Annotated in this window: 16 protein-coding genes and 3 tRNA genes; 14 read left to right on the top strand and 5 right to left on the bottom strand. The window is 67.4% G+C overall.

The window, feature by feature from the left end:
- The first annotated feature begins 6 nt into the window (after positions 1-6).
- Genes CETAM_RS05775 through CETAM_RS05790 form a run of 4 tightly spaced genes read left to right on the top strand, consistent with a single transcriptional unit; the run spans position 7 to position 3,943 of the window.
- The gene (locus tag CETAM_RS05775) at positions 7-1,863 is read left to right on the top strand and encodes a DUF294 nucleotidyltransferase-like domain-containing protein (RefSeq protein ID WP_156227838.1); all 1,857 of its coding nucleotides are present in this window, start codon (positions 7-9) and stop codon (positions 1,861-1,863) included.
- On the top strand, positions 1,863-2,519 hold the full coding sequence (locus CETAM_RS05780) for an exonuclease domain-containing protein (protein ID WP_156227840.1): 657 nt from the start codon (positions 1,863-1,865) through the stop codon (positions 2,517-2,519). Before CETAM_RS05775 ends, CETAM_RS05780 begins: the two co-directional genes overlap by 1 nt.
- Before the next feature lie 30 nt (positions 2,520-2,549).
- Complete coding sequence (locus CETAM_RS05785) at positions 2,550-3,350, top strand: fumarylacetoacetate hydrolase family protein (protein ID WP_156227842.1); 801 nt, start codon at positions 2,550-2,552, stop codon at positions 3,348-3,350.
- 2 nt (positions 3,351-3,352) lie between these two features.
- Complete coding sequence (locus CETAM_RS05790; protein WP_156227844.1) at positions 3,353-3,943, top strand: class I SAM-dependent methyltransferase; 591 nt, start codon at positions 3,353-3,355, stop codon at positions 3,941-3,943.
- On the opposite strand, the gene CETAM_RS05795 is transcribed toward CETAM_RS05790, so the two are convergent.
- On the bottom strand, positions 3,940-5,052 hold the full coding sequence (locus CETAM_RS05795; RefSeq protein ID WP_156227846.1) for an isochorismate synthase: 1,113 nt from the start codon (positions 5,050-5,052) through the stop codon (positions 3,940-3,942). The two genes, CETAM_RS05790 and CETAM_RS05795, sit on opposite strands and share 4 nt — an antisense overlap.
- A 111-nt stretch (positions 5,053-5,163) precedes the next feature.
- Between CETAM_RS05795 and CETAM_RS05800 the strand changes: the two genes are divergently transcribed.
- Positions 5,164-6,027 (top strand): alpha/beta hydrolase family esterase, encoded by an 864-nt coding sequence (locus tag CETAM_RS05800; protein WP_197085805.1) that lies wholly within the window; start codon positions 5,164-5,166, stop codon positions 6,025-6,027.
- Positions 6,028-6,035: 8 nt separating this feature from the next.
- Positions 6,036-7,523 (top strand): glutamate--tRNA ligase, encoded by a 1,488-nt coding sequence (gltX, locus tag CETAM_RS05805; RefSeq protein WP_197085806.1) that lies wholly within the window; start codon positions 6,036-6,038, stop codon positions 7,521-7,523.
- Here the strand turns inward: gltX and CETAM_RS05810 are convergent.
- Positions 7,501-7,734, bottom strand: a complete 234-nt coding sequence (locus CETAM_RS05810) for a helix-turn-helix domain-containing protein (RefSeq protein ID WP_156227852.1) — start codon at positions 7,732-7,734, stop codon at positions 7,501-7,503. The two genes, gltX and CETAM_RS05810, sit on opposite strands and share 23 nt — an antisense overlap.
- Positions 7,734-8,198: a DUF2975 domain-containing protein gene (locus CETAM_RS05815; RefSeq protein WP_197085807.1), complete on the bottom strand. Its 465-nt coding sequence runs from the start codon at positions 8,196-8,198 to the stop codon at positions 7,734-7,736. Before CETAM_RS05815 ends, CETAM_RS05810 begins: the two co-directional genes overlap by 1 nt.
- Positions 8,199-8,437: 239 nt before the next feature.
- Between CETAM_RS05815 and CETAM_RS05820 the strand changes: the two genes are divergently transcribed.
- From CETAM_RS05820 to CETAM_RS05835, 4 genes are all read left to right on the top strand, one after another.
- Positions 8,438-8,509, top strand: a tRNA-Gln gene (locus CETAM_RS05820).
- Positions 8,510-8,544: 35 nt separating this feature from the next.
- Positions 8,545-8,617 (top strand) — tRNA-Glu (locus CETAM_RS05825).
- Between the two features lie 709 nt (positions 8,618-9,326).
- A tRNA-Glu gene (locus CETAM_RS05830) sits at positions 9,327-9,402 on the top strand.
- A gap of 226 nt (positions 9,403-9,628) precedes the next feature.
- Positions 9,629-10,201, top strand: coding sequence for an HD domain-containing protein (locus CETAM_RS05835; RefSeq protein WP_156227856.1), 573 nt, complete (start codon positions 9,629-9,631; stop codon positions 10,199-10,201).
- Here CETAM_RS05835 and CETAM_RS05840 read toward each other — a convergent pair.
- Positions 10,179-10,754 carry a DUF2202 domain-containing protein gene (locus tag CETAM_RS05840; RefSeq protein WP_197085808.1) on the bottom strand — a complete coding sequence of 192 codons (576 nt, stop codon included), beginning with the start codon at positions 10,752-10,754 and terminating at the stop codon, positions 10,179-10,181. The genes CETAM_RS05835 and CETAM_RS05840 overlap by 23 nt on opposite strands.
- A gap of 154 nt (positions 10,755-10,908) precedes the next feature.
- Here CETAM_RS05840 and CETAM_RS05845 point away from each other — a divergent pair, with 154 nt between their 5' ends.
- Together CETAM_RS05845 and CETAM_RS05850 are read left to right on the top strand one after the other, a co-directional pair.
- Complete coding sequence (locus tag CETAM_RS05845; RefSeq protein WP_156227860.1) at positions 10,909-11,844, top strand: pyridoxal-phosphate dependent enzyme; 936 nt, start codon at positions 10,909-10,911, stop codon at positions 11,842-11,844.
- The gene (locus tag CETAM_RS05850; RefSeq protein ID WP_156227862.1) at positions 11,823-14,447 is read left to right on the top strand and encodes an FAD/NAD(P)-binding protein; all 2,625 of its coding nucleotides are present in this window, start codon (positions 11,823-11,825) and stop codon (positions 14,445-14,447) included. The genes CETAM_RS05845 and CETAM_RS05850 overlap by 22 nt, the downstream gene beginning before the upstream one ends.
- Here the strand turns inward: CETAM_RS05850 and CETAM_RS05855 are convergent.
- A complete protein-coding gene (locus CETAM_RS05855; protein ID WP_156227864.1) occupies positions 14,444-15,154 on the bottom strand; it encodes an IclR family transcriptional regulator in 711 nt (236 codons plus the stop codon). The genes CETAM_RS05850 and CETAM_RS05855 overlap by 4 nt on opposite strands.
- Positions 15,155-15,210: 56 nt before the next feature.
- Between CETAM_RS05855 and leuC the strand changes: the two genes are divergently transcribed.
- Positions 15,211-16,629, top strand: a complete 1,419-nt coding sequence (gene leuC, locus CETAM_RS05860; protein ID WP_156227866.1) for a 3-isopropylmalate dehydratase large subunit — start codon at positions 15,211-15,213, stop codon at positions 16,627-16,629.
- Between the two features lie 10 nt (positions 16,630-16,639).
- Positions 16,640-17,236, top strand: coding sequence for a 3-isopropylmalate dehydratase small subunit (leuD, locus tag CETAM_RS05865; protein ID WP_156227868.1), 597 nt, complete (start codon positions 16,640-16,642; stop codon positions 17,234-17,236).
- Positions 17,237-17,317 lie beyond the last annotated feature (81 nt).

Here is a 17,317-nt window from a genome sequence, read left to right on the forward strand (position 1 = left end):
AGACCTATGACGGTCGAACTCGACGAGGTCCGCGATTTCATCGCCGACATTGAGCCCTTCACCCGCCTTCCCGAGGCGGAGCTGGATCAGCTGCCCGCACGCATGACCATGGAGTATGTGCGTCGCGGGCAGCCGATCATCCTGCACGGGGCGGCCAACGACAATCTCCACATCATCCGTTCCGGCGCCGTTGACGTGCTCGACGAGGAGGGGATACTCCTCGACCGGCGCGACGCGGGCCGCAGCTTCGGCTACTCCACGCTGGTCGGGGACAACGCCTCCCGCTACACGATGATCGCGGTGGAGGACAGCCTCCTGCTGCTGCTGCCCAGGGCGGACTTCCTGGCACTGGCCGAGCGGAACCCCGACATCCTCCGCTTCTTCTCATCCCAGTCCCTCCGGATCCGGGCGGCCGCGGCGGAGATGCGCGGCGACCAGTCCTCGGACGTCCTGCGCACCCGGCTGGGTGACTTCAAGATCGACGACCCGGTCTCGATGGTCCCGGACGCCACCATCCAGCGGGCGGCCCTGCTGATGGAACACCACCGGGTTTCTTCGGTGCTGATCACCGACAACGGTGCACTGGTGGGCATTCTCACCGATCGTGACCTGCGGGGACGTGTGGTGGCCAAGGGGCTGGACATAGATCTCCCGGTCTCGGAGATCATGACCCCGAACCCGCGCACCGTCAGCTCAGACACCCTGGCCTTCGAGGCGATGATCATCATGGCGGAGATGCGCATCCACCACATCCCGATCGTGGATGAGGGGCAGCTCACCGGCATCGTCACCACGGCCGACGTGATGCGCCTGCTGCGCCATGACCCCATCTACCTCACCGCGGACCTGTCCCGCCGGAACTCGCCTGAGGAGCTGCGCAACGCCTACTCGCAGGCCTCCGAGGTGGCCGTCCGGTTCATCGAGCGCGGTGCCTCCGCCGAGGAGACCTCGGGCATCATGACCATCGCCGCCGACGCCCTGGCCCGCCGTCTGCTCAAGCTGGGGGAGGACAGGCTCGGCCCACCGCCGGTGCCCTACACCTTCGTGGTGCTGGGCTCCCAGGGCCGCCGCGAGATGGGCCTGGCCTCTGACCAGGACAATGCGATGGTGTTCTCCGACGACTACGTTGAGGCGGAGCACGGCGGGTACTTCGCCGAACTCAGCTCCTTCGTGTGCACGGGCCTGGACACCGCCGGCCAGGTCCTGTGCCCGGGTGACATGATGGCCTCCAACCCGCAGTGGCGGATGACCGTGTCCCAGTGGATCGACACCTTCCACGTGTGGGTCACCGCCCCGGAACCGGACGCACTCCTGCACGCCCAGACGTTCTTCGACTTCCGGGGAATCTGGGGTGACGTCGGACTGGGGGACACCGTCCACAACAACGCCGTGGGCATGGCCCGGGGGGCCCGCCGCATGCACGCGCACCTGGCGGCACTCGCCGCCCGCCGCGAACCACCGCTCGGATTCTTCCGCGGTCTGGTCGTGGAGCGCTCCGGCGAGTACGCCAACACCCTCAACGTGAAGAAGGGCGGCACGGCCGGCATCGTCCAGATGGCACGGCTGTTCGCCCTGTCCAGCGGGGTGACGGCCCTGGGCACCCGCCGCCGGCTTCTCGAGTCCGCCGCCGCCGGCGGTGTGTCCGATAAGGGCGCGCAGGATCTTGTCGACGCCTTCGATTACCTCACGTCGATCACCCTGCGGCACCAGTCCCTCCAGCTGCGGGAGAATGTGACCCCGGATTACCACATCGACCCGAACAGGTTGGGCAAGATGGACCGTGAGCACCTGCGGGACAGCTTCCAGATCATCAAGGATATGCAGAACGCACTGGCCACGAAATACCTGGTCAGGAACATCTGATGTGGCCGTTCCGCGCTGATCCCGCGCACAGGGCCACCGGTCCGCTCAAAGAGTTCTACGCCACCCCGCCGCCCGCGGACGCCACCCCGCTCGCGGAGCTTCCGCTCCTGGCCGTCGACGTGGAGACCACCGGCATGGACCCGAAAAAACACCAGCTGGTCTCGATCGGCTGGGTGCCGGTCAACGGCGCCAGTATCGATCTTGCGGGGGCAGGCTACGTCATCCTCCGGGGGACCGAGGGATTCTCCGTCGGCCCCTCGGCGACGATCCACCAGCTGACCGACGACGAGATCGCGGCCGGAATCGACCACGCCGACGCGGTGGAACAGCTGCTCCGGGCACTGGCCGGGCGGGTGATGCTCGGGCACTTCGTCGCGATGGAGGAGGGGTTCCTCTCCCTGGCCTGTCAGGAGATCTTCAACGCTCCGCTGAAGGTGCCCACAGTGGACACCTTCGCCATCGAACGCCGCCACATGGAGAGGATGGGGACGTACCCGCGGGGCGAGGACCTGCGGCTCGCCCGCGTCCGTCAGCGCTACGGGTTGCCCGACTACCACAACCACAATGCGCTCACGGACGCCCTGGCGTGCGCCGAGCAGTACCTCGCGCACCGGGCCACGCTGCCGATGAGCACATTGAAGGATGTCATGGGGTGACCGGGCGGCACTCATTGTAGAGTTGTCACCATGCGCTTTGGAAGAATTGCCCACCCTGAAGGTTTCAGTTTCGTCGTCGTCGACGGCAAGGACGACGAGAATCTCGTCGCAAAGGAAATTAAGGACACCCCCTACACCGAGCCGGAGTTCACCGGCCGCGAATGGCCGCTGGCCGACGTGAAGCTGCTGGCACCCACCCTGCCGAGCAAGGTCGTGGCCATCGGCCGGAACTACGCCGATCACGTCGCCGAGGTTTTCCAGGCGTCCGCGGAGCACCTGCCGCCGACCCTGTTCCTCAAGCCGCCGACCTCCGTCGTCGGCCCCGATGCCGCCATCCGGATCCCCGAGTTCGCCACCAAGGTCGAGTTCGAGGGTGAGCTCGCGGTGGTCGTGGGCAAGGTCGCCAAGAACGTCAAGGCCGCCGACTGGAAGTCCGTCATCCGTGGCTTCACCATCGTGAACGACGTCTCCTCCCGTGACCTGCAGTTCGCCGACGGCCAGTGGGCACGTGCCAAGGGTATCGACACCTTCTGCCCGGTCGGCCCCTGGATCGAGACCGACATCGACGCCTTCGACCTGGACAACCTGTCGATCAAGGCCCACCTGACCCAGGAGGGTGTCACGGAGACCAAGCAGGACTCCAACTCCAACCAGATGATCATGAAGATGGGTGAGATCATCGAGTTCGTCACCGCCTCCATGACCCTGCTGCCGGGCGACGTCATCTGCACCGGTTCCCCGGCCGGCACCGAGGCCATGAACCCGGGCGACGTCATCGAGATCGAGATCGCCGGCCTGGGCACCCTCCGCAACCCGGTCGCGCGTGCCTGATCATGCATGATGACCACGGTGGCCGGCACGGAAATTTCGACGATTTTTATGCGGGCGGCCACCAGTGGTCGGGTAACCCGAACGAGGCACTGATCCGTGAGGCGTCTGAACTGACGCCGGGTCGGGTCCTCGACATCGGTGCCGGCGAGGGGGCTGACGCCGTCTGGCTGGCCGAACGCGGCTGGCGGGTCACCGCCGTCGAGCCCGCGACCGCGGCCGTGGAACGGGCGCGGGAGCTGGCGGGGCAGCGCGGCGTCGACAAGCAGATCACCTTCGAGGTGGCCCTGCTGTCCGATTACCTGGCGGCGTCGGGGGAAGAAACCTTCGACCTGATCTGCGCCTTCTTCTTCCCCGCGCCCGTGTCGGCGGAAGAGACGGATGCGTTGCTCAGGCTGCTCAAGCCGGGCGGCACGCTGTTGTGGGTGGACCATGACTGGGAGGATCGACGTCCCGAAAGGATGAACCCCGCCACCATGGAATCACTGATCGCCGGCCGGATGAGCTCGATGGACCTGCGGCACAGCACGCGCGACGTCACCCACGGCGCGGGTGCGCACCATCACGAGGACATCATCCTGCGCGCGGTGCGTTAGAGACCCAGCGAACGCAGGATGGTGCGCAGCTTCGCGGTGGTCTCCTCGAGCTCCTCCGCGGGGTCCGAGTCCGCGACGATGCCGCCGCCGGCCCAGGCCCGGGCAGTGCGTCCGTCGCCGGAGACCTCGGCGCAGCGGATGGCCACCATGTATTCCCCGTCGCCGGAGTCGTCGCACCAACCCACGGCGCCGGAGTAGAAGCCACGGTCGGTCTCGGCAGTCTCGATGAGCGCCTCCGCCGCGTCTGTGGGGGTTCCGCAGATCGCCGGGGTGGGGTGCACGTGCACGGCCAGCTCCAGGGCGTTGACCGCCGGGTCCTTCAGGGTGCCCACGATCGGGGTCGCCAGGTGCCACATCTCGTTGGTGCGGGTCACCTCGGGATACTCGGGGATGGCCAGGTGCGCGCAGAAGGGAGTCAGCTTCTCCCGCAGATGCTCGACGACGTATCGGTGCTCGTCGAGGTCCTTGGCGGATTTGGCGAGTCTCTTTCCGACCATCAGGTCGGCATCCTCATCCGCCTGCCGCGGCGCCGAACCCGCCAGCGGGTAGGCGGTGACGGTCGAGCCCTGGCGTTTGACCAGGACCTCGGGGGAGGATCCGACGATCATGTCGCCCGGGCGGCCGGCGGCGGTGAGGTCCGCGATGAAGCCGTCGCGGTTGTAGGAGTTGTCGATGAGCCGGGCCGCCACGAGCAGCGGATCCACCGGCGGATCGAAGGCGATGTCCACGGCCCGGGCCAGGACGACCTTCTCCAGCTTGGAGGCCCGGATCGTGCTCACCGCCGCCTCCACCCTGCGCAGGTGCTCCTCGGGTTCCGGATCCACGCCGACGATGCTCGCGTGAAGCACCGAGCCCGGGCCCTGCCGGTAGTAGGCGTGGGGTTCGAGGGGGCCGTCCTCCCGGATGATCCGATCCGGGACGGTCAGCGCCGCCGGTGCGGAGCGGTCGAAGGGCAGGGCGCCGACGACCATGGGTACGCGTCCGGAACGCAGTGCCTCAATCGCGGCCCAGGGATCGGTGAAGGTCTCCAGCGATCCCTGGGTGCGTACCGAGCCGTGCGCCCTGGACAGGAGAAAGTCCGGCGCGGTGAGAGGTCGGTGGGCACACATGTCGAAAGAGTCTAGTGCGTGGCTCAGGCACGGTCGTGCACTGCCCTGGATTGTGTCCGGGTTGGACAAAAGCCGTTCTGGAGGAGGTCGGCGTTGTTAATGTTTCCTCTTGTGAGCCAAACGAAGTATCTCTGCCCTGTGCTCGTGGCGGTGTTCACCCTGATCTTCTCCCTGGGGATGATCTCGCCCGCTCCGGCCTCCGCCCGGTCCTCCCTGCCCGGGAGCTCCAGGGTCGTGCCTGACGCCACGTACTCACTGGCCGTGGGGCAGCGGGACGTGCTGGTCTCCCTGCCCGCCGACTATGACCCGGCGAAGGCCCACCCGGTGCTGCTCACCTTCGGGGGGTGGGGCGTCGGCCCCGAGGAGGTGGCGAGGACCACGGGCCTGCGGGCCGGCTCGGACGCGATCATCGCCTATGCGCGCGGCGTCGACAATGCCTGGGCCGGCGCGCCCTATGCGCGGACGGGCCTGGGGGAGGACACCGCCTACGCGCGCGCGATCGTCGAGACGATCGCCGCGCGGCACCCCGTCGACCGCGCACGGGTCTACGCCATCGGCCACTCCAACGGCGGAGCCTTCGCGATGGCCCTGGCCTGCCGTGCCCCGGATCTCGTGGCGGGTGTGGTGAGCGTCTCCGGAATGTTCTACCACCCGATCGACGAGGACTGCTCCGGCAACGGGGTTCCCGTGATGCTCATCCACGCCGGCAACGATGACGTCGCCCAGATCCGCGGCGGAGTGCGCCACGGCGCACCCTTCCGGTCCACCTACGAGATCTTCGACCGCTGGGGAACGCGCAACGGCTGCCTGTCGGCGACCACCGACCGGCCGCGGCCGGCCGTCGACGCCACCCATCGCGTCTGGTTGGGTTGCCACACAGAGACGGAGCTGGTGGTCTCGGAGTCCGCCGGACACCAGTGGCCACGTCATGCCCCCGCCCTGGCCCGGGACTTCCTCTCACGCCAGTTCGGCTGACCAGTAACATGACGGGCATGACTGACGTTCGTGTTCGTTTCTGCCCATCGCCCACCGGAACCCCGCACGTGGGCCTGGTGCGCACCGCACTGTTCAACTGGGCCTACGCCCGCCACACCCGGGGCACGATGGTGTTCCGCATCGAGGACACCGACGCCGCCCGCGATTCCGAGGAGTCCTATCAGGCGCTTCTCGACGCCATGAACTGGCTCGGCCTGGACTGGGACGAGGGCGTGGAGAAGGGCGGCCCCCACGAGCCGTACCGCCAGTCCCAGCGCATGGACATCTACGCGGACGTCCTGCAGAAGCTCATCGAGGCCGGCGAGGTCTACCCGGCCTACTCCACCGCCGAGGAGGTCGAGGAGCGTCACAAGGCTGCCGGACGTGACCCGAAGCTCGGCTACGACAACCATGACCGCACCCTGAGCGATGAGCAGATCGCCGCCTTCGAGGCCGAGGGACGTCAGCCGGTCTGGCGCCTGCGCATGCCCGACCAGGACTGGAAGTGGAACGACCTGGTCCGCGGCGAGGTCGAGTTCAAGTCCGCCACCCAGCCCGACTTCGTGGTCGCCCGCTCCAACGGCGCCCCGCTGTACACCCTGGTCAACCCGGTCGATGACGCCCTGATGCGCATCACCCACGTCCTGCGCGGCGAGGACCTGCTGTCCTCCACCCCGCGCCAGCTGGCCCTCTACGAGGCACTCAAGCGCATCGGCGTCACCGACTTCACCCCGGAGTTCGGCCACCTGCCGTTCGTCATGGGCGAGGGCAACAAGAAGCTGTCCAAGCGTGATCCGCAGTCCAACCTCTTCCACCACCGCGAGAACGGCATCATCCCGGAGGGCATGCTCAACTACCTCGCGCTGCTGGGCTGGTCCCTGTCCGGCGACCGGGACATCTTCAGCGTCGAGGAGCTGGTGGCCAACTTCGACGTCGCCGACGTGCTGGGCAACCCTGCCCGCTTCGACCAGAAGAAGCTCGAGGCGATCAACGCCGATCAGATCCGCCTGCTGCCGGCGGCAGAGTTCGAGGAGCGTCTCCGTGCGCACCTGACCGAGTTCACGGACTTCCCGGAGGATTACCCGGCCGACAAGTTCAAGGTCGCCGCAGAGCTGACGCAGACGCGCATCAAGACGCTGTCCGAGGCCTACGGCCTGCTCAAGTTCCTCGTCACCGCCGATGAGGACCTGACGCTCGACGAGAAGGCCGCCCGCAAGAACCTCAAGGAGGCCGCCATCCAGCCGCTGGACGCCGGCATCGCCGCACTCGAAGCCGTGGGGGAGTGGAAAACCCCGGACATCGAGGCCGCCCTGACGAAGGCCCTCATCGAGGATCTGGAGCTCAAGCCGCGTACCGCCTACGGCGCCCTGCGCGTGGCCATCTCCGGCGAGCAGGTCTCCCCGCCGCTGTTCGAGTCCATGGAGCTGCTGGGCCGCGAATCGACACTCGCCCGTCTCCGCGCCGCACGCGCAGTCACGCCTTTCCCGGCCGCGTAGTCGGGGGATCGGGGGAGTAGCGCAGCAGGTCCCCGGGCTGGCAGTCGAGGACCTCGCACAGCGCGGCGAGGGTGGTGAACCGGACCGCCTTGGCCCGCCCGTTCTTGAGCACGGAGAGGTTGGCCGGGGTGATGCCGACCTGCTCCGCCAGCTCGCCGACGCCCATCTTCCGCCGGGCGAGCATGACGTCGATATCCACGATGATGGCCATCAGATGACCGCCTCGAGCTCGGCGGAGAAGCCCGTCGCCTGTACGAGCAGCATCCGCTGGACGTAGACGATCAGCGCGACGCCCGCGATGAGCAGGGACAGCACCGCCGTCACGAGGATGAGTCCGGGGGCATCATCGACCTCCGCCACGACATAGCCCGCGAGCAGCACGAAGAACGCTGCGCCGACGATCGCGCCGATGATGGCGTCGACCCAACGGAAGGCGGCGGGGGAGAAGACCGTGTTCTGCCTGACGAGTGAGACGAGGCGCCACACCGAGACGATGGCGACCTCGACGCAGGCGAGGCCGAGGACCGCGGCGACAGCCAGAACCACCTTCGCGGTCAGTGGGGCGGTTCCGTCGCCGAACAGCAGTCCGCCGGCGGCCAGGACCTGCACCGTGAGGCAGACGAGCAGCCCGATGACGAGGATTCCTCGCAGGAGGACGGTGACCTGTAGTGACATTCCGGGACCTTTCTTATTGAAATGCGATAGAAAACTATCGTATATCGATATGCCGTTTCGGGCGACCCCGAATTCCGGGGGCGGGGGTCCAGGCATCTGCCCGGCGCAGGGAAATCTGGCCTGACCTGGTGATTTGTCAGTGTTGCACCGTTGTGGTTATAGTTATCCACGTTGCACAGAGCGACGGCGGGAAGAAATCTGAACGCAGTCAGAAAGTGCACGGGGAGATAACTCCACAATGGCCTATGGTGTAATTGGCAACACAGCGGTTTCTGGTACCGTCGTTCTAGGTTCGAGTCCTGGTAGGCCAGCTGCAGAGCAATCTGCCAGCGAAGAAAGTCGCTAAGCCCCGTTCGTCTAGCGGCCTAGGACGCCGCCCTCTCACGGCGGTAGCACGGGTTCAAATCCCGTACGGGGTACAAAAACAACTCCCGGACTCTTTTGAGTCCGGGAGTTCTTTTCGATTCTGCCGTTACCCCCGCGCTTACTTCTGGTGCGTGGATCACACCTCGCAAAATATTGCGACGGGGGTAACAGAAAGTAACAGAAAAGTAAAACCTCTTTTAACTCGAGAACTCGCTGACATATGCTTCACGTAAGCGGAGAGGATCACACCTCAGGCCCCGGTACCAGGCAGAAGGTAGCGAGAATCTCCGGACCGAACTACCGGAAGGAGAGCATATGACAGCAAGTCGAACAGATCATATCTCCGGACGCGACGCAGGCGTCCTCTCATAAGCGGCACCGCCATAATCCAGAACTTCCAGAGCGCAAGAGATGCGCGAAGTACCGGAGCTAACGGGAGCGATATGAAGCGTCAGCAGTCAACCGGACCCCACGGCATGGACAGGCCAACCCCCGACAACTAGTTCCTCAGAACTGCAGCGGACGCGACCATGATGGGATCATTACCCCGGGTCGACGAAACCTCCGCACCGAAGTCGGAAGTGGTGGAAGTACCCACCGTCCACGGTTCGGAAACAACGAGAAACCCACCACCGAGAGTGGTGGGTTTCTTTCTGTCCTGGTGCGCCAGGTTTTTCCTTCTGACCTGGCGATTTGTGCTGTAATGCAGTCAACGTTTAGAGTGATGGAGTCCGCAACGGACACCGCAGTAACAGCGAGCAAGCCCCGTTCGTCTAGCGGCCTAGGACGCCGCCCTCTCACGGCGGTAGCACGGGTTCAAATCCCGTACGGGGTACCAAGATATAAAGGAAAGCCAGGTCTTCGGACCTGGCTTTTCTGCTTTGTATGGGTCGGACAGTGGGCGCGGGGCATAATCACCTGTATGACTTCGGATTTCATGGCGCGCAATCCGGATGTCCCGTCGGGCAGTGCAGCCGGCGACGGGTAGGTCATCCACCGCCGTCGGCTTCGCCTACCGGCCGAACAGGGCTGATCGGGTCCGGTACCAGAGACAGGAGTGCACCATGCCGACACTGACTCCCCGCCTGATGCGGGCGATGAACACCGCGGCCGTCAATCATCGGGAGCATGTGCGCAAGGGGTCCGGTATCCCGTATATCGCACACCTCTACGCGGTGATGCACATGGTCTCGCAGGTGACCGGGGATGAAGATGTCCTCATCGCCGCGCTCTTCCACGACACGCTCGAGGATGTCCCGGAGGTCTACCCGGAGTCCCGGATGCGTTCGGAGTTCGGTGACCGGGTCGCCGACATCGTGCTCGGGATGACCAAGGACGACTCTTTGCCGGACTGGCAGGCCCGGGCGGATGCCTATCTCGAGCACCTGGAGCACCATGCCCCCGAGGAATCGGTGCTCATCGCGTGTGCGGACAAGCTGCACAATCTCATGTCGATCTTCGAGGATCACGCCGCCCTGGGGGATCGGCTGTGGGAGCGCTTCAACTCCGGAAAAGAACAGCAGCAGTGGTGGTACCGGGAGATTTCCCGGGTGGTGGAGAAGAGGATACCCGGCCTGCCCCTGAACAGGGAGCTGGCCGGGCTGGTGGAGCGGTTTAAAGGGCGAGCTGACGGTTGAAGGCGCTGAGGTGGTTGCGGGAGGCCTTGAGCAGGTTCTCCATGACGGTCCTCACATCGGCGTCCTCGGGGCCGATGCCGGCGAGCACCTGCTCCAGATCGGCGATGTCCATCTCCTCGATGGTCCTTCCGACCTCCAGGGCGTCGCGCGGGCTCTGCACGCCCTTGGCCACCAGCTCGTCGTAGAGTTTCTGCAGGCCGGGGTCGCTGAACTTTCCGGCGCCGAGCCGCGGATCGGTGAGCCCGCGCTTCTGCAGGAGCGGCAGAGCTGCATTCTGGTGGGTGGCCTCGCTGGCGCTGATGTTCTCGAAGATGCGGGTGCCGTGTGCATTGAGCATCGCCCGGTAGACATCGTAGGCGAGCTTCTCCTCCTCGATGAGGTAGAGGAGTTCGGAGTTGATGTCCACGGTGGTGGAGGTGGCGGTCGGCGCCGCGGCGACCTGCTGCTGGCCGGACTGTCCTCGGCGGGGCCCTGCGGCATCCGCCACCTGGGTGGCGGTGAGCGTCAGGGTGGCGGCGAGGACAGCTGCTCCGAATTTACGGGCGAGTGCCATTGTCAACATCTCCTTGAGAAGGTCTGTGGCTGATATTTCAAAGGTATCGCCGCCGGACTGGAAAATATACCCCACTGGGTATGGGGAATCTCATGTCCTGCACCGGGAACTTTTTCCCGGCCCTCCGCCCCCGTTTCCGCGTAAGCTTTCCCGCATGAATGGTCCCACGATCGCCGACACCATCGGGAACACGCCCCTCGTCCGCCTGAACCGGATCGCCCCAGGCCGGGACGTCACCGTGTGGGCGAAACTCGAGTTCTTCAATCCCGGTGGCAGCGCCAAGGACCGCACCGCCCAGGCCATGGTCGCCTCCGGTGGCCTGAAGCCCGGTGACACCGTGGTGGAGTCCAGCTCCGGCAACCTCGGCATTGCACTCGCCCGGGAGGCGGTCCTCGGTGGCTGGAACTTCCACTGCGTCGTCGATCCGCGCACCAACCGTTCCACCATCGCCCACATGCAGGCGCTGGGTGCGGTCGTCCATGAGGTGACCGAACCTGATCAGGCCACCGGTGACTGGCTCACCGCCCGGCGCGCCCGGGTCGCGGAGCTGCTCACGGAGATCGACGGCGCCATCTGCCTGGACCAGTACTCCAACCCGGAGGCCTTCCGGGCGCACGATGAGGGCACCATGGCGGAGATTCTCCGCCAGCTCGGCCATGCCCCGGACCACCTCGTCGTCGCGGTGAGCACCACCGGCACGATCGGCGGTTGCCTGCGCCACATCGCCGCCCGAGGCCTCCACACTCAGGTCACCGCTGTGGACGCGCAAGGTTCGGTGCTTTTCGACGGCCACCCGGGCGAGCGCCACCTCCCGGGCTTCGGCGCGGGCATGGTGCCCGAGCTCGCGACATCGGTGAGCCCGCACCGTGTGCTCCGCATCAACGACCGCGAATCGGTGGCGGGCGCACGTAAGCTGGTCCGGCTGGAGGCGATCCTGCCGGGGGCTTCGGGCGGGGCGGTGATCGCGGCCGTCGAGAAGCTCCTTCCGGAGCTGGCGCCGGGCAGCGAGGTCGTGCTCATCCTGCACGACAGCGGCACCAGGTACCTGGACACGATCTACAACGACGAATGGGTGGAGAAGAACCTGTGATCACGGTTGCCATCATCGGCGGGGGGCCGCGGGGCCTGTGGGCGGCCGAGGAGCTGCTGGGCGTGGCCCGCGAACGGGGTGCGGCGGTGGCGCTGCACGTCTTCGACGACGGCGGTCCCGCCGCCTATGATCCGCAGCAGCCGGAGGAGTGGCTGATCAACGTGCGTTCCTCGGTCATCCGGACGCAGCTGGGCAGCTTCGACGACTGGCGCGGGGTCCACGACGATCCCTTCCCGCCGCGGCGTCTGGTGGGGGAGTTCCTCGCCGCATCCTGGGTGGCACTCGCCGACCACGTGCCGCCGCGCTGCACCTTCACCCGGCACACGGTGCACGTGGCGGAGCTTGAACCCGGGGGCGGGCAGTGGTGCGTCGAAGGAGAACTCTTCGACGAGGTCCTCCTCGCCACCGGTCATGCCACCGACTGGCCGGGTTCCCTCGCCCATGCGCAGCTGCCCGAGGACGTGCGCGTCATCGCCTCGCCCTACCCGGCCGGCAACCTCGCGGGCATCGGGCCCGAGGACCGGGTGCTGGTGCGCGGTGCGGCCCTGACCTTCCACGACGTCACCCGGGCCTGTTCCCCGGCGGTGTTCATTCCCGTCACACGAACAGGAAAATTCATGGTGGTCAAGCCTGAGATCGGGACTGTGGACGTGCGGGAGATCATCGACGCCGGCCGGGAACGCATCCGTGGAGTCGAGGATCTGCCGGAACTCGTCGACGTCCTCGACGACGTCGCGGGGCAGCTGCTGGAACGCGCCGGTACCACGGACACGGACTGGGCCGCCGGAATTGCGTGGCGCGACCTCTACCCCGCGATCGTCGAGCGGGCCTCCTACGCCGGACGCGACAGCCTCGCGGGCTTCGGCGAACTCGCACGCCGCCTCGAGCGGGTCGCCTTCGGACCGCCGCCGGAGACCGCCGCGCACCTGCAGTCGCTCATCGACTCCGGGCGCGTCGACCCCACACACCTGCACCGCGGCGGTGAACCCCTCAACGACCTCGTCCGGGAGCTCGACATCACGGTGGTCGTCGACGCCGTCATCCCGCCACCCGGCGTGGTCCCCGGCACCCTGTGCCGGTCGCTTGTCGACGCCGGACACGCCCGTGTCCGCCCGGGCACCCGCGGCCTGGACGTGGAACCGGACGGCACCGTCGTGGGGCAGAAGAACCTCGCGGCCGTCGGCCGCATGACCGAGGACGTGGTCCTGGGCAACGACACCCTCTCGCGCACCCTCCACGACGTCATCCCGCGCTGGGCGCGCCGGGTGGTCCCCGGGCCGGGACAGGCCCACGGCATCCCGCCGCTGACCGCCCGTCTGGAACCCTGGGCCCGTGAGCTCACCTCCGACCCCGGGGCCTGCCGGGACCTGATCTCGGAGTTCGGCAGTCCGGTCAATGTCCTGCACCCGGAGACGATGCCGCCGCACCTGGCGGAGCTCGTCGACGCGGGCGCGGACATGGGCGTGGAAACCCGCATCTTCTTCGCCCGCAAAGCCAACAAGGGGCTCGCGTTCGTCGACGCGGTCCGCGACGCCGGGCACGGCGTGGATGTGGCCGGCGAGCGGGAACTCTCGCAGGTCCTCGCCCGTGGCGTGCCCGGGGAACGGATCATCCTCTCCGCCGCCATCAAACCGGACCGGCTCCTGGAGCTGGCCATCGCCAACGGGGTGACCATCTCCGCGGATTCCCGTGCCGAGCTCGACCGCATCTCCGCTCTCGCCGGGGACCGCCGTGCCCGGGTGGCACCCCGGGTGGCCCCTGACCCTGAGCTGCTCCCGCCGACCCGTTTCGGCGAACGCTCGGGGGACTGGGCCCGACATCTCGCGGGTCCGGTCGCGGGCGTGGACGTCGTCGGCCTGCACGTTCACCTCCACGGCTACTCCGCAGCCGCCCGGGCCACCGCGTTACGCGAGTGCTGCTCGCTTGTCGACGCCCTCGTCGCCGCCGGCCACGCCCCCTCCTTCATCGACCTCGGCGGCGGGGTCCCCATGAACTACCTCGACGATGCGCAGCAGTGGGCCGGCTACCAGGCGGCCCGCGCCGCGATGATCGACGGCTACGCCGACCCCTTCACCTGGAAGTCCGACCCGCTGAACAACACCTACCCCTACCACCAGTCGCCGGTGCGTGGCGGGTGGCTGAAGCAGGTGCTCGGGGACGGGGTCGCCGCCGAGCTGAGGCGCCGGCACCTGCGCCTGCACCTGGAGCCGGGGCGCAGCGTGCTCGACGGGTGCGGGCTGATCCTGGCGGAGGTGGCCTTCGTGAAGACCCGCAGCGACGGCGTACCACTGGTCGGCCTGGCGATGAACCGCACCCAGTGCCGCACCACCTCCGACGACTACCTGGTCGACCCGATCCACGTCACCGATTCGGCGGACGGGAAGGAGCTGGAGGCGTACCTGGTGGGCGCCTACTGCATCGAGGACGAGCTCATCCTGCGCCGGCGCATCCGTTTCCCGAAGGGCGTGAAGGCCGGCGACGTCATCGCCATCCCGAACACCGCCGGCTACTTCATGCATATCCTCGAGAGCGCCTCGCACCAGATCCCGCTGGCGAAGAACGTGGTCTGGCCGGCGGGTGTGCTCGACGACATCGACGTCTAAAGGGAGGCCGACAGGTGTTCCGCCGCCTTCGCCAGGTCAGCGCCCCATTTTCGTCCGGGGTGCGGGCGCAGGCGCTCGGCAGGCCCGGAGACGGAGAGGACGGCGACGAACTGGCCCGCGGGCGTGAACACCGGGGCGGACAGGGAGGCCAGGCCGACCTCGCGCTCGGCGACGGACTCGCTCCACCCGCGGTCCCGCACCCCGTCGAGGTCGGCGGGGGAGAAGCGGGCGTCGGCAAGCAGGGATTCGCGCAGCTCCTTCGGGCCGAAGGCGAGGAAGACCTTGGCGGCCGAGCCGGAGGTGAGCGGCAGCTGGGAGCCGACGGGGACGGTGTTCTGCAGGCCGACGGGCGGTTCCTGGGCGGCGACGCAGGTGCGTGAGCTGCCGGTGAGCTGGTAGAGCTGCACGGATTCGCCGGTGGTGTCGACCAGGCGGGCCATGACGGGGGTGGCCGCGGCGATGAGGTGGTCCTTGCCGCCGGTGCCCAGGGAGCTGAGGGCGGGGCCGGTCATCCACCGACCGTCCCCGCCGCGCGCCAGGATGCGGTGGGTCTCCAGGGCGGTGGCGAGCCGGTGGGCGGTCGCGCGCGGCAGGCCGGTGGTCTCACACAGCTCCGTGAGGGAGAGGGGATGGGGTGCCACGGCCGTCATGATGGCCACTGCCCGGTCGAGCACCTTGATGCCGGAAACTGCGCTATACTGTCCCATACCGCGATACTAACATCTCACAACGTGAGATTTCACAGATGGAAAGGTGGACATCCATGGCCGAGAAGCTCACGCTGGCAGAGAAGGTGTGGAACGACCACATCGTCGCCAAGGGCGAAAACGGGGAGCCCGACCTGCTCTACATCGACCTGCAGCTCCTCCACGAGGTGACCTCCCCGCAGGCCTTCGACGGGCTGCGCCTGGCCGGCCGGAAGCTCCGCCGCCCCGACCTGCACCTGGCGACCGAGGACCACAACGTGCCCACCGAGGGCATCGTCTCCGGCTCCCTCCTGGAGATCAAGGAGGCGACCTCCCGTGTCCAGGTGGAGACCCTCCGCAGGAACTGCGCGGAGTTCGGCATCCGCCTGCACTCGATGGGCGACGTGAAGCAGGGCATCGTCCACACCGTCGGCCCGCAGCTGGGCGCGACCCAGCCGGGCATGACCATCGTCTGCGGCGACTCCCACACCTCCACCCACGGCGCTTTCGGCTCCATCGCCATGGGCATCGGCACCTCCGAGGTGGAGCACGTCATGGCCACCCAGACGCTGCCGCTCAAGCCCTTCAGGACCATGGCCATCGAGGTCTCGGGTCAGCTGCAGCCGGGCGTGACCGCAAAGGACCTGATCCTGGCCATCATCGCCAAGATCGGCACCGGCGGCGGCCAGGGCTACATCATCGAGTACCGCGGCGAGGCCATCCGGGCGCTGTCCATGGAAGCCCGCATGACCATCTGCAACATGTCCATCGAGGCCGGCGCCCGTGCCGGCATGGTCGCCCCGGACGAGAAGACCTTCGAGTACGTCCAGGGCCGTGAGTTCGCACCCCAGGGCGCGGACTGGGACGCGGCCGTCGAATACTGGAAGACGCTGCCGACGGACGAGGGCGCGGAATTCGACACCGTCGTCGAGATCGACGGCTCCGCACTGACCCCGTTCGTCACCTGGGGCACCAACCCCGGCCAGGGCCTGCCGCTGAGCGCCAACGTGCCGGACCCGGAGGACTTCACCAACGAGGGCGACAAGGCCGCCGCGGAGAAGGCCCTGACCTACATGGACCTCAAGCCCGGCACGCCGCTGCGTGAGATCGCCATCGACACCGTCTTCCTCGGCTCCTGCACCAACGCCCGCATCGAGGATCTGCGCGCCGCCGCTGAGGTGCTCGAGGGCCGCACCATCGCCGAGGGCACCCGGATGCTCGTCGTGCCGTCCTCCACGATGGTCAAGGAGCAGGCCGAGGAAGAGGGTCTGGACAAGATCTTCACCGAGTTCGGCGCCGAGTGGCGCACCGCCGGCTGCTCCATGTGCCTGGGGATGAACCCCGACCAGCTGAAGCCGGGTGAGCGTTCCGCCTCCACCTCGAACCGCAACTTCGAGGGCCGCCAGGGCCCGGGCGGACGCACCCACCTCGTGTCCCCGCCGGTGGCCGCCGCCACCGCCATCCTCGGCCACCTCGCCAGCCCCGCCGACCTGTAAGGAGAACACCATGGAGAAGTTCACCACCCACACCGGTGTCGGCGTCCCGCTGACCCGCTCCAACGTCGACACCGACCAGATCATCCCCGCCGTCTACCTCAAGCGCGTCACCCGCACGGGCTTCGAGGACGGCCTGTTCGCCAGCTGGCGCAAGGACGAGAACTTCGTCCTCAACCAGGAGCCCTACCGCAAGGGCTCGGTGCTGGTCACCGGCCCCGACTTCGGTACCGGCTCCTCCCGTGAGCACGCCGTCTGGGCGCTCATGGACTACGGCTTCCGCGTCGTGCTGTCCCCGCGCTTCGCCGACATCTTCCGGGGCAACTCCGGCAAGGCCGGTCTGCTCGCCGCGCAGCTGGAGGAGGCCGACATCGAGCTGCTCTGGAAGCAGCTCGAAGCCGAGCCGGGCCTGGAGATCACCGTTGATCTGGAGTCCCGCACCGTCACGGCGGGGGAGAACACCTACCAGTTCTCCGTCGACGACTACACCCGCTGGCGCCTCCTGGAGGGCCTGGACGACATCGGCCTGACCCTGCGCGACGAGCAGGCCATCACCGACTTCGAGGCGAAGCGCCCGGCCTTCAAGCCGACGATCGCCGCCGAGGCCTAGGTACCCCGACAGGAGAGGCCACCGACGGATCCGTCGGTGGCCTCTCCTTCGTTCCGGGTAGATTCGGCACTACCCTGACCC

The sequence above is a fragment of the Corynebacterium comes genome (assembly GCF_009734405.1).
GTDB lineage: Bacteria > Actinomycetota > Actinomycetes > Mycobacteriales > Mycobacteriaceae > Corynebacterium > Corynebacterium comes.